The organism is Runella sp. MFBS21 (assembly GCF_029433105.1).
Taxonomy (GTDB): Bacteria; Bacteroidota; Bacteroidia; order Cytophagales; family Spirosomataceae; genus Runella.
Genome location: NZ_JARNTW010000007.1, coordinates 197,757 through 210,756, shown reverse-complemented (window position 1 = coordinate 210,756; position 13,000 = coordinate 197,757). Strand labels below are relative to the sequence as shown.

At 40.8% G+C, this 13,000-nt stretch carries 8 protein-coding genes; 4 read left to right on the top strand and 4 right to left on the bottom strand.

The features are described 5' to 3' along the window. Positions 1 to 35: 35 nt before the first annotated feature. The 4 genes from P1X15_RS16390 to P1X15_RS16375 form a co-directional block, all read right to left on the bottom strand. Positions 36 to 2,324: a GH92 family glycosyl hydrolase gene (locus tag P1X15_RS16390; RefSeq protein WP_277339211.1), complete on the bottom strand. Its 2,289-nt coding sequence runs from the start codon at positions 2,322 to 2,324 to the stop codon at positions 36 to 38. Positions 2,325 to 2,587: 263 nt separating this feature from the next. Next, positions 2,588 to 3,310, bottom strand: a complete 723-nt coding sequence (locus P1X15_RS16385; RefSeq protein ID WP_277339210.1) for a LytTR family DNA-binding domain-containing protein — start codon at positions 3,308 to 3,310, stop codon at positions 2,588 to 2,590. 4 nt (positions 3,311 to 3,314) lie between these two features. Continuing rightward, a complete protein-coding gene (locus P1X15_RS16380; RefSeq protein ID WP_277339209.1) occupies positions 3,315 to 4,409 on the bottom strand; it encodes a sensor histidine kinase in 1,095 nt (364 codons plus the stop codon). 173 nt (positions 4,410 to 4,582) lie between these two features. Then, positions 4,583 to 5,521, bottom strand: coding sequence for a hydrogen peroxide-inducible genes activator (locus P1X15_RS16375; RefSeq protein ID WP_277339208.1), 939 nt, complete (start codon positions 5,519 to 5,521; stop codon positions 4,583 to 4,585). Between the two features lie 300 nt (positions 5,522 to 5,821). Here P1X15_RS16375 and P1X15_RS16370 point away from each other — a divergent pair, with 300 nt between their 5' ends. The 4 genes from P1X15_RS16370 to P1X15_RS16355 all read left to right on the top strand — a co-directional run bounded on the left by P1X15_RS16370 (position 5,822) and on the right by P1X15_RS16355 (position 12,956). Then, complete coding sequence (locus P1X15_RS16370; protein WP_277339207.1) at positions 5,822 to 6,394, top strand: RNA polymerase sigma factor; 573 nt, start codon at positions 5,822 to 5,824, stop codon at positions 6,392 to 6,394. Between the two features lie 217 nt (positions 6,395 to 6,611). Continuing rightward, on the top strand, positions 6,612 to 7,628 hold the full coding sequence (locus P1X15_RS16365; protein WP_277339206.1) for a FecR family protein: 1,017 nt from the start codon (positions 6,612 to 6,614) through the stop codon (positions 7,626 to 7,628). A gap of 243 nt (positions 7,629 to 7,871) precedes the next feature. Next, on the top strand, positions 7,872 to 11,222 hold the full coding sequence (locus tag P1X15_RS16360; RefSeq protein WP_277339205.1) for a TonB-dependent receptor: 3,351 nt from the start codon (positions 7,872 to 7,874) through the stop codon (positions 11,220 to 11,222). 12 nt (positions 11,223 to 11,234) lie between these two features. Beyond that, positions 11,235 to 12,956, top strand: coding sequence for a RagB/SusD family nutrient uptake outer membrane protein (locus P1X15_RS16355; protein ID WP_277339204.1), 1,722 nt, complete (start codon positions 11,235 to 11,237; stop codon positions 12,954 to 12,956). The last annotated feature ends 44 nt before the right edge of the window (positions 12,957 to 13,000 follow it).

Here is a 13,000-nt window from a genome sequence, read left to right as displayed (position 1 = left end):
ATTGTGATTGTTTCGGCACAGCAACCACCTTTCTTTTATTTAAAATCAGAAGACAATTCAGCAGCGTTACTCCCCCATGCGGCATTGGGAGATGATTGCATTTTTAGGATCAACTCGCCTCCTTGTTCTATTTGCTGATGTGAAATATAAGCTTTATCGTACGTTTTTCCATTCAAAATCGCAGATCCAATATAACAATTTTCGGGAGTGTTGTCTAACGCCTTTATTTTAAAGGTTTTGCCTGAGCGAGTTTTAACCGAAACTTCATCAAAACTAGGGCTGCCTATGATATAGTAAGGTTTTCCAGGGCATACTGGATAAAATCCCATCATACTAAATACCAACCATGCCGACATTTGCCCACCGTCTTCGTTGCCACTCAAGCCTCCTGCACCAGTAGTATACTCATCGTTGATGAGCTGTCTTACCCACCGTTGGGTTTTCCAAGGCATGCCCGCAAAAGCATACAAATACACGGTATGATTGCCCGGCTCATTGCCATGCCAATATTTCCCTTGCTCAAACATCGTATCTAGTTTTGCCACAAAACGCTCTTTTCCACCCATTTGCTTCATAAGCCCTGCTACATCATGTGGCACAAACCAAGTGTATTGCGCAGGCGACCCCTCCGTAATGTAAGAAGTACGAAGCGCAAAGGGATCTGAGTTTTGACTCCAACGCCCGTCGGCATACCTACCGCGTGCCCAGCCTGTAGAAGGATTTATTACATTCTGATAATTCAACGCTCTTTTGCTCAACAAAGTATAATCTTGTTTTTTGCCCAGTGCTTTGGCCAACTGTCCCACACAAAAATCATCATAGGCATATTCTAGGGTGCGGGAGGTTTGTTCGCGTTTATGAAACGCCTGCCACACCGAGTCTTCAAGAGGTACATAGTTGTATTTCAAGTAACTATCCAAAGCGCGGCGGCCTTTTCCTGCTTCATAGCTTTTTGGGTCGGGATTAGGCACAAAAGCATTTTTACGAAGATACAAATAAGCTTTTTCTACGTCAAATTTTCTGACTCCTTTCACATATGCATCGGCCATTACGGCACCCACATGATCGCCAATCATAGCAGCTGTATAGTGATTCCAACATGGGAAGATAGGCATCCAACCACCCTGCTCTGCTTTGACTACGAGCGATTGCATAAAACTAGCCGAGCGCTCTGGCTGCAGTAGTACATGTAAAGGCATGGCTGCACGGAAAGTATCCCAAAGACTAAAATCACAATAGTAATCAAAGCCGTTGGTCTTCTGAATTTGGTCATTTTCTGCAAAGCCAGGATAACTCCCATCCACATCCGAAAAGAGGCGGGGAGTTTGTTTGGTATGATAGAGGGCAGTATAAAATTTTACTTTGTCGGCCTCATTTCCTTGCACTGAAATTTTGTCTAACTCCTGATTCCAAGCTTTTTCGGCTCGTTGTTGGGTCGAGCCAAAATCCCAATCTTTTATTTCAGCCATTAGATTTTTCCTTGCTCCTTCAATATGGGCAAAAGAAGAGCCTACTTTCACCTTTACTACCCGATTGGAATTGAGATCTATTTCCACAAAACCACCTACATTTTCACCTTTTTTAGTCCCTTTGGCTACCGTTTGCCCTTTTTTTACATCGTTAGATTTCCAGACACCATATGATTTGAAAGGTTTTTCGAAGGTAATCACATAATACCCACTAAAACCAGCCGATTGGCCATTGCCTTGATAAATACGGTGTACGGGATTAGTAACGATGATTTCTTGGCGCTCTGGATTGATTTCTACAGTTCCTTCTCCTTCATCGCTGTTAGGTTCAATGAGAATATAAGCCGGTTCATTTTTACGAAAAGTAAATTGAAGAAAACCCGTCCGCTGTGCCCCTGTCAATTCTGCTTTGATGTCTAAATCTTGTAATTCGACACTATAATAGGCAGGATTAACTACTTCTTGACTATGCGAATAAGTCGAAGCCCTTTCAGCTGGAGTGACTTGAAGATTGCCAGAAAAAGGCATGATTGTCAGACTACCATAGTCTTGTACACAACTGCCATTGAGCCAATGGGTTCCTCTAAATCCATTGATTTTGGCGTCATTATAATAATAGGGAGCAATGCACTTTGTTTCGGTAGCTCGGGTCTGTGGTGTCCAAGTAGTCATGCCATGAGGCCACCCGATAGCTGGCGAAATTTGGCCTCTTAGCTCACTTGCCGCTTCACTATGTCGGCGAGCACTTTCGGTAGCTGCTGGTGCCGAGCCTATCAGAGGATTGACATATTGAATAGGCGTTTTTTGGGCAAAACAAGGAAGGGTAACAAACAAAAAGTAACAAAAACGGTTCATGAAAATGGCTTTAACCATAAAAACAACAAGATTCGGTTTCTTTACTGCAAAGGAAATCAATTTGAAACATGAATTGTCTCAAATGTAGATGATTCCTCTAAAAACCTTCTAATTTGTATGTAAGTAATGTTTTTTGATTCTCTCCTCTATCAAGCTTAGGTTTGTCGTTTGTTTTTTACAGGGTACTGCCACAAACCTTGAGCCTCTCTAAAGCAGAAAGCAACAATGCTGTTAGTAAAATAATAACTTCGGAGAAGTCAAATTTAGTTTTCGCCTATGGCCTTCATAAAATCTTCTACGTATTGCTCTCCTACTGGAATAATGGCCTCTCCGATATGAATTTTAAGATTACGAACCGATTGGATTTTGTCCAGAGATACAATATATGATTTATGAATCCGCATAAAATCTTGAGAAGGCAATTTTTGTTCTATTCCTTTCAGAGTCATGCGGGTAATCACCGGATGCCTCGCCGACGTCACGTATATCTTCACATAATCTTTAAGACCTTCGATATACATAATTTCATCATATCTAATCTTGACGAGGGCATAATTGGCATTCACAAAAAAATGAGTAGCCGTAACTTCTACCGGGGTTTGTTGACGCAATCTAAACAACTCATAAGCACGATTGGCAGCCTTCAAAAAGCGTTCAAAAGCTACTGGTTTGAGCATATAATCGACCACATCCAAATCAAATCCCTCAATGGCATACTCTTCATAAGCCGTGATGAGAATCACCATAGGAGCGGAAGATTGGCCTTGTAGAGATTTCAAAAATTGAATTCCAGTAATGCCTGGCATTTGGATGTCAAGAAAGAGTAAGTCAACAGTCTGTTCTTGTTCATGAAGCAAATCCATGACTTCAAAAGCATCGTGACAACTACCCACTAATTCCAAAAAAGGAACTTGTCGAATATTATCTTCCAACAGTTCGAGCGCTAAGGGTTCATCATCAACGGCAATACAACGTAGTTTTTGCATAGGTTTACTTCAAAATAATTTCTAAATCAGTTATAAATATACTTTTATCCTTTGATATTTTTAGGGTATGTGTATCAGGATAAAGTAATTCCAAACGCCTCTTGACATTGGCCAGCCCAATCCCTGAGCTATTGTCTTTACTACCGCTAAATTCGCTATTATAGCGGTTTTGCACTCTAAACCGTAATTTTTTTGACTCAGTAGAAAGAGCAATTTGGATAGCAGGCTCTTTGATAAGGCCAGTTCCGTGTTTGAAGGCATTTTCTACAAATGGTATCAGCAGCATGGGCTCTAAAGCCATGCCTTGCAGTAGCGCATCAAAATCCATATCGACTTTCACCTTATTGCCAAAACGCATCTGCTGTAGCTCTACGTAGCTTTTGAGGTAGTTGATTTCTTTGTCGAGAGGGATTTTGGCATCATCAGAATCATAGAGCATATATCGAAGCAAATCCGACATCTTCACAATCATAGGCTCTAGCAAATCCGATTTTTTTCGTGCCAAAGCCGCCAAACTATTCATGAGATTGAACATAAAATGCGGGCTAATTTGCGAACGCAAAAACGAAAGTTCAGACTGAAGACGTGCTTTTTCACGCTCATTTTGAAGTCTATGCTCTCGTTGATAATCGCTTAAAAGCTGAAAACATGTACTGATCCCAATCACCGAAATTAATGAATAAAAAGTAGAATACGTAAACCATGTACGAGGAGCAAAGCCCATCAACCAATACCTAAAAAAATAAGTAATGGTAAGTACCAAAATCAGCGTCACTAAGATGATCAAAAGATAAATTCCTAACCCGTGCTTTTTAAAAACTTTGGGAAGTAAAATTTCGGAATTACAGTAAAACAACAATACCGAAAAAAACTGTCCAAAATAAAAGGTCAATTGCCATATCCGGTCACGCTGCTCAGCCGTAAGCCTAGGTTGGCTATCCACGGAAGGCTGCTGCGACTGTATCAGAATGAATGGCAAAAAAATAAAACAGGCCCAAAAGAAAATATGAGTAACGACCACTAGTACTTGTCGCCATCGGATTTTTCGGGTGGAGGTCGGTAACGAAAGAGTTTGATTAACTAGGCTCTGGGATAACATACTTATTCAATTAAGATAAGGAAGGAGATAAAATACCTGCCTAGAGACATTTTCTAGCAAGTATATATTTTTTAAAATCTTTATTCTATTAATTGAAAGTTAGTAAAAGTTTAAATACCTCTTACCTACGAAGCGACGTTTCGCTTAAATTTTTAGACGAAATTAGCTCTCAGTTATCCCAACTCTACCAATTTCCGCTGATGGGGTTGCTTCATTTTTTCAGGAATCACGGCCAATATTTCGGACTTCATAGCCTCAATGGGCCCACGTCGCAAATGGTGCCGTAACGTGACTAGGCTCACTTCTCTTATCGGTTTAGGGCTATGAAACTGTCTCACTTGCTGAAGTTGGGTTTCTGACAAGTCGGTCAGCGATAGTTCAGGCAGGATTGTGACTCCCCCATATGACTCCACCATGCGCTTGAGGGTTTCGATGCTGCCCGATTCATATTCAAAATTACGATTCGCCGGATTTTGCTTTCTAAGTTCACAAATATTGAGGATTTGCCCTCGAAAACAATGTCCTTCTTCTAAAAGCCATAGACGACTCAAGTCAATATCTTCTGAAAGCAAAAACTCTTTTTGATAAGCAGCCTCATCTTCAGAGACATACGCTACAAACTCCTCATAAAAAAGGGGTTCTTCAAAGACCCGTTCATCATGCAGTGGAGTAGCCACAATACCTACGTCAATCAAATCCTTGTTCAATTTGGCCAATAAGTTTTCGGTCGTTAGTTCTTTGATTTTGACCTTAACGTGCGGATATTTTTGGATAAAATTAGCCAAGAAAAGAGGCAGAAGGTAAGGAGCTAAGGTGGGGATAATCCCTACTCGTATTTCACCTGCTACAATTCCCCGATGCTCATCCACAATCTCACGGGTTTTGAGGGCTTCGCGAAGTAAAATTCGTGCTTGACGAATCACGGCCTCTCCGATTTCGGTAGGAACTACGGGCTGCTTGCTACGGTCAAAAAGTTTTACGCCCAATTCGTCCTCTAACTTTTGGATTTGCATACTAAGCGTGGGCTGCGTTACAAAACAATTTTCGGCTGCCGTGGCAAAATGTCGATAAGTATCTAAGGCTACTAAGTACTCAAGTTGTACAAAAGTCATATTCAATTCTCCTTTATTTCGTCAACTCTTGATAAAGTTGATTATTCAAAACAAAGATAGACATATTCTACATTTGGGGCTCTAAATACTCACTTCTCACCCTGTACGACGCGCACTCTTACCAGTATCCGTAACCTCTAGCTGACTGTTGTACACAAGCTTATCTTACAAATATCCCATAACGAAAACAAAATAATCACTAATTTATCTAATAATTATGCTAAATTTAAACCTTATTGTACCTTTACCCGACAAGAAGTTTTGAGGTTTAAGTAATAATCGTTCATAGGATTTGTAGTAATGATAGACAACGACTATCTAATCAAACAACTTTCAAATGGGTGCGAACAATCGTTCAGATTGCTCTACGAACGCTATTTTGCATGCGTTTATAGAACGGCAAATAAGTACCTTCATTCTGAAAATCTTGCGCAAGATGTAGTCCAAGAAGTATTTACGAAAATATGGCTCAATCGTAGCTCGCTCACTGATATACAAAACCTTGAGAGCTATCTGGTAGTGATGACCAAAAATCATACTTTCCGTGAATTGAAAAAAATAGCCTTCGAACAGCACCAACAACAAACTTACTTATCTCAGCTTGACTTAGACACCAACCTCACAGAAATCACCCTTGACTCCCAACAACTCGACGAGTTGCTGTTGGAAGCAGTCGAGCAGCTCCCTCCCCAACAAAAAACGGTCTTTATTTTAGGCAAAATGCAAAACATGAGCCACGAAGACATCGCTCATCACCTCAACCTATCGCAAGGTACCGTTAAAAACCACATGGTGAGAGCTCTTAAATTTGTTAGAAAACATCTAGCTCCTCATTTGGCTTCTTTTGTTCTCCTTTCATTTTTTTCTAGATAAAAAATCCAGCAGCCGCACAAAGCCACAACACCCTCATTTTCTGACATTTACCCGTTCCTCTTTATTACTAAAAGCAGGATAAATAAAATATTTTAAAAAAAAGGCAAATTCGACTGTCCCTTACGTCCTCCAATATGACTCTAAGGAGTATATTAGAATAACACTAACTATTCTCAATAAAAGTACACACCTGCTTCTACCATATTTAACTTATACCATGATGAAAGAAAGATTTATTTATTTATTAGACAAGCATAAAAACAAAACACTCTCTGAGTCCGAGAAAACGGAACTCATGGAGCTACTAGTAAACAATCAATTTGACGAAATTCTCCAACATGACATTGTCCACACCCTCACAAACGAACTATCTCAACCAGTCTTGAATACTCCCAAAGAGTTTGATTCTGAACGAATAATTCACGAAATCCTGACACAGCACCCTAGCGATTTCCCCCAACCGCTCCCTATTCACAAACGCCTATCATATTTTTGGTGGGCAGCCGCAGCGGCTGTTGTTTTGTGCTTAGGAATATACATCCAAATCCAATCGCCTATTAATCAGCCAATTGCCCAACAAACACCCCCGCCAACACCCCAAAAATTCACTTACACTAATAAAGAATTTATCTATTTACCCGACGGAAGTACCGTACTCCTCAATTCTGAAAGCACCCTTACTTACTTCAACAACTTCAAAAATCAACGTGAAATATTTTTGAGTGGCGAGGCATTTTTTGACATCAAAAAAGATTCTTTACATCCATTTATCATACACACAGGAGATATCACGACCAAAGTTTTAGGAACTGCCTTTAATATCAATTCCCACAATGACAAAGTCATCGTAACCGTGACAAGGGGGATGGTCCAGGTCGAAAAGAAAGATAAAATTCTGGGAATATTAAAACCCAATCAACAAATCTCTGTCAATAAAAAATCGACTGATTTTCAGCAGCAAAATATCCAAGCAGAACAATCCCTCACTTGGAAAGCCACCAGCTTACTCATGGATGACATTACCTTTACGGATGCCATTCATCTTTTGGAGAAACGCTTCAAAACATCTATTAAAATCGAGAACCCCGAAATCAATGATTGCCGTATCCGAGCGTCTTTTCTTAACGACGAAAGCCTAGACGAAATCCTGACGCTAATTTGTGGAGCACGCCAAGCCGAATATGAGAGAGACAAAAATCAAATCATCATTACGGGTGGATATCCTTGTAAGTAACTTTTTATCACTAACCCCTAAAAAATTGCTCACCCTTAAAATCAATTACGTGCCTATGTAAGACCCTAGTATCGTTTTTCTACAAAAAAGGCCATCTGAGGTAGGAGTCAGATGACCTGTGTCATTAAGTAGTCCAAACAACTATTAAAAACAAACAAAGTTATGCATTTATTTTTATCCAAATTCAGGATAGAGACAAATACTCTATGCTCTGAAAAAAAACGAAAAACCCTTCGATTTGTCATGCAGGTAAGTTTAATCAATTTAGCACTCCTGTTGTGTACGATGCAAATGCTCCTGGCATTTGATAGTAAAGGACAAAAGCTGACGGATAGAATCATTCAGTTTGAAGCGCAAAAAGCGAGCCTTTCTCAAGTATTGAAAGATATTGAGAAAAAAACGCAACTTTCGTTCGTATTGCCTGTCGAAGAAGTGGAAGCTATCAGAGACATTACCATTTACAAAGGTGTTCATAATGTACAAGAGATATTGACCACTGCTCTCAAAAATACCAGACTTTCGTTTAGGCAAGTCAACGACAAAATGGTACTCATCTACGTAAAGAGTAAAAATCAATCCAAACGTCTAGAAGAGTCAATCACGGTACCGAGTATTGAAGCAGTCAAATACATAGATATTACCATTAAGGGAAAAGTAACCGACGATAAAGGAGAAGGGTTGCCCGGCGTGAGTATTGTCCAAAAGGGTACTACCAAAGGAACTGTCACAAACCCCTCTGGCGACTACAGCATTTCGGTGCCAGATGGCAATGCCATCTTGGTATTTTCGTACGTAGGGTACCTAACACAGGAAATAGAAGTAGGCAATCGCACGGTATTAAACATCACCTTCAAAGCCGACGAAAAAGCCCTGCAAGAAGTAGTAGTGGTAGGATACGGAACGGCCAAAAAACGAGACGTGACAGGTGCCGTAGTGAGAGCCAATATTGAGTCTTTTAGCGAATCACCCAATGTCAGTATTTTACAATCACTCCAAGGCGCCGTCCCTGGCCTCAACGTCGGTGCTGTGACTCAAGCAGGTAGCGACCCTTCTATCTCTATCAGAGGACGAAACTCCATTTCTGGCGGCACTTCTCCCCTTATCGTTTTGGACGGAATCATTTACCGAGGCAATTTGGTAGATATCAATCCCAACGATATTGCTTCTATCGATGTACTCAAAGATGCTAGTGCGGCGGCCATTTACGGTTCGCAAGCAAGCAATGGCGTGATTTTGATTACTTCCAAAACTGGCAAAAACCAGAAAAAACCGACCATTGAATATAGTACTTCATATTCGATTCAGCAAGTTTCAAACAAAGCCATGCTGCCTGAAGATGGTGCTGGGTTTATCCGTCGTATTGGCGACCGCTTTCTGAACGAGAGCCGCACTGGCACCGACATGCTTACCATGAATCCCAATTGGGATCCTACCAGCAAATTTTTTGGCCCTGATATTTTGACAGGGTATCAAAATGGAGTAGAGACCAATTGGTGGAATTTGCTGACCAACAAAAACCCCTCTATCAAAAACCATAACGTAAGTATCAGTGGCAAAAGCGACTTGAGCTCGTACTTTTTCTCATTAGGCTATACCAACCAAGACAATATAGTCATCAATGATAGCTACAAACGCTACAATTTTCGTATCAATCTTGACACCAAAGTTACGAATTGGATGAAAGTAGGGATACAATCTTTTATGGGAATTAGCAACTACTCCAATGTATCTCCTTCGGTAGGAAATGTCATTCAGCTTCCTCCCCAAATACCTTACTTAGACGCCAACGGGGGATATATTCTCCAACCTTATCGGGGTATATTAAATCCTTTCTTACAAATGGATCAAGACAACCTCGATAAACGCAACAATTTATTTGGGTTGATTTATGCCGATATCAATATCCCTTTTATCAAAGGGCTTAGTTATCGCCTCAATTATTCACAAAACCTAATTGAGGGTAAAACCTATAATTTCAATTCATACGCCCAAAACTTCACGGGAGAAGCGTCGAAGCTCAATTCGTCCCAACATTTAATGACCCTCGACAATATCGTCTCTTATCAAAATACCTTTGGAGACCATGCGCTGAACGGAACCTTTGTGTATGGTATCGAGAAACGTAATTTTGAGAACACTACCGCTACTGCTATCCAATTTGCCAACAATATCCTGGGTTATAACAAACTAGATGCGGGTCAGGCAGGTTTGCAAACTACTACTTCTAGCGCCTGGAAAGAGTCTAGCCTCTACCAAATGCTAAGGTTGAGCTATACTTACAAAAACAACTATATCCTCACAGCCACTGTTCGGAAAGACGGTTTCTCTGGATTTGGTCCCAACAACAAATTTGGAGTCTTTCCCTCAGCAGCTTTTGCATGGTGGCTAAGCGAAGAACGTTTTATGAAAGACAACATCAGGGTACTTGACGAACTCAAACTTCGGGTATCTTATGGAGTCAATGGAAATAGAACCATAGATCGTTATCAAACCTTAGCCAAAATTGGCTCTTCAGTAGCCAACGGCTATTTGTATGGAGATGGTGCCGCTGCTCAGATTGGCCAAAATATGACTAGCCTTGCCAACAGCGACCTTAAATGGGAATCTACTCGTTCTTTCAACATTGGCGCCGATTTTTCTTTGTTTAAAAATCGCCTCTCAGGAAGTTTTGAATATTACAATTCCAATACTCACGACTTGCTATTTAATATCAATATCCCTTCCCTCAATGGTTTTACTTCTACCCCGACTAATATTGGGAAATTAAAAAACAATGGTCAAGAAATCACCCTCACAGGAGTACCTGTGCAGAAAAAGGATTTTCGGTGGGATGTAACGTTCAATTTTGCCCGCAATCGCAACAAAGTAGTGAGTATTTTGGGGCTTGACAACAACAAAGACGGCAAAGAAGATGATTTAATTTCTTCCAAAATCTTCATCAATCATCCTTACGGAGTGGCTTATGATTTCAATATCATAGGTATGTGGCAACTAGCTGATAGAGAAGCAGGGCTTATTCCGAGTGGGTTTACGTATGGCACTTACAAAGTTGAAGACATCAACGGAGATAAAGCCTATACCGCCGCCGCCGACCGCAAAATCCTAGGCTACACCGACCCTTCGTATCGTTTTAGTTTTCTCAATACTCTCAAGTACAAAGATTGGGAATTCAAGTTCTTCATAAATTCAATTCAAGGTGGGAAAAACTATTATTATGGACAACCCGGCTCTTCTCTTGCCAATCCAGATAATATTTATGGTTCCAATTTGTTTAAGTTTGACTATTGGACTCCCGAAAACCCCAATGCACGTTACCGCCAAATCGGATATTATACCGTGGCTTTGGGCGAGACATTCTCACCTTATGTCCAGCGTAGTTTTGTAAGATTGCAAGACGTAACCCTCTCCTATTCAGTACCTAGAGGATGGCTTCAAAAGGTAAAACTCAATAGAGCTAAGTTATTCTTAAATGGCAAAAACTTAGTAACTCTTAGTGATTGGGATGGCTGGGATCCTGAGACTGGCTCTGGGCTTGACGTATCAGCCTATCCTCTTCTTAGAAGCTACACTGTAGGTCTAAACATTGAATTTTAAAATACTTTACTCATGAAAAAAATAGCTTTTTATATATGCATCTTGCTTCTAGGAAGCACGATTTCTTGTAATGAGAAAACATTTCTCGAAGAAGAGCCATTGGATTTTTATACCCCAGGCAACTCACTAGAAAACCGACCACAATTTGAAGCGGCAATCAATTATCTTCACAATCGATTGAGATTTACGCTCTTTGGGGGTATCAACTTAGATGCCAACTTTGCATTTCGCTATGCTACGGATTTTGCAGTCAATGCTACCGATTATAATCCAGCCGTAAAGCTCAATGATTATAAAAACACCATGGTTCCTACTTTCAACGTTCCGCAGTTTATTTGGGAGGCTCTCTACGTCATCATTTCTAATGCCAACGTCGTCATAGACCGCGCTCCCGCTTCTAGCAAACTATCGGATACAGAAAAGAAGTCCTTTAGAGCACAAGCTTTATTTTTTAGAGCATGGTCTTACAAAATACTAGCTAATCTTTTTGGAGGTGTACCTTTGGTAATCGAAGAAATCAAAGTTCCTCGCCGCGACTACGTCAGAGCCACCCGAGAGGCAGTGTATGCCCAATGCAAAACTGATTTGGAAGAAGCCATTGCCAGTTTAGGAAATGTAGACCAAGTAAAAGACGGAGCGGTCAACAAACAAGCCACCCAGCACCTTTTGACTGAAATTTACATTTCTTTAAAACAGTACAATGAGGCCATCAATACCGCCACCCAAGTAATCAATTATTCAGGCGTAAAACTCATGACTGATCGCTTTGGCCGCCATGTCAATCGCCCAGGAGACGTGTATCGTGATCTTTTTGAAGCCAACAACTTCAATCGTAGTAGTGGAAACCGAGAAGGACTGTATGTCATACAGTCTGATTACTTAAATCCAGCATCTACCCAAAGAGACGTGATTCAATGGGCATTGATTCCTAATATGGGAAGCCTCACTATCCGCTCCAAAGTAAATGGAGTCGAACAAAGCGTATCTGCTATCAAAGCATTCAACGACAAGCTAGCCGGCAGAGGAGTAGGCTGGATGCGCCCCACCTCTCACTTTTTGTATACTATTTGGCAAAACAGTAAAAACGATATTCGTAATTCTGAATACAATATCATCAGAGATTTTCAAATCGATGGTGTCGCACCTACTTCTCCAGATTATGGAAAGTGGTATGTCAAAGACGGATACAAAGCCAAGGTGGTTAATTTTGGCGACACTATCCGTAACTGGTTTCCAATTTTGAAAAAAGTGACAATGTCGGAAGGCGATTTCCCGGATCAAGTCGTCAGCAAAGATGCTTCGGGCAATCCTCTCGTTTCTCCATTTGGTGGCAAACTCTTGCTCAATGCTAGTCAAGATATGTTTAGAGATCAATACCTGATGCGGTTGGCCGAAACTTACCTCCTAAGAGCCGAAGCCAATATTTTAAAAGGCGATAATGCCGCCGCAGCAGCCGATATCAATGTGATTAGAGCAAGAGCTAAGACTTCTCTTATTTCGGCAAGCGAGGCTACCCTTGATTTTTTACTGGACGAACGTCTGCGAGAATTGTACGGTGAAGAACTACGCATGGTGACACTCACCCGCATGGGAAAACTTTTTGAACGTACCAAAAAATATAATGAGAAATCAGGCCTGTCCATTGAGGAATATCATAACCTCTGGCCGATTCCGTATTCGGAAATAGAACGGAATGTAAATGGTAAAATCGAACAAAACCCTGGCTATAACTAACACCATTTTGCCCCTGAGGAACAATGTTTTCTCAGGGGGTTTTT

Bases quoted from the DNA above. Each gene is read 5' to 3' on its own strand.
- P1X15_RS16360 (WP_277339205.1), top strand. From the start codon at position 7,872: ATGCAGGTAAGTTTAATCAATTTAGCACTCCTGTTGTGTACGATGCAA.
- P1X15_RS16365 (WP_277339206.1), top strand. From the start codon at position 6,612: ATGATGAAAGAAAGATTTATTTATTTATTAGACAAGCATAAAAACAAA.
- P1X15_RS16355 (WP_277339204.1), top strand. From the start codon at position 11,235: ATGAAAAAAATAGCTTTTTATATATGCATCTTGCTTCTAGGAAGCACG.
- P1X15_RS16370 (WP_277339207.1), top strand. From the start codon at position 5,822: ATGATAGACAACGACTATCTAATCAAACAACTTTCAAATGGGTGCGAA.
- P1X15_RS16380 (WP_277339209.1), bottom strand. From the start codon at position 4,409: ATGTTATCCCAGAGCCTAGTTAATCAAACTCTTTCGTTACCGACCTCC.
- P1X15_RS16390 (WP_277339211.1), bottom strand. From the start codon at position 2,324: ATGAACCGTTTTTGTTACTTTTTGTTTGTTACCCTTCCTTGTTTTGCC.
- P1X15_RS16385 (WP_277339210.1), bottom strand. From the start codon at position 3,310: ATGCAAAAACTACGTTGTATTGCCGTTGATGATGAACCCTTAGCGCTC.
- P1X15_RS16375 (WP_277339208.1), bottom strand. From the start codon at position 5,521: ATGACTTTTGTACAACTTGAGTACTTAGTAGCCTTAGATACTTATCGA.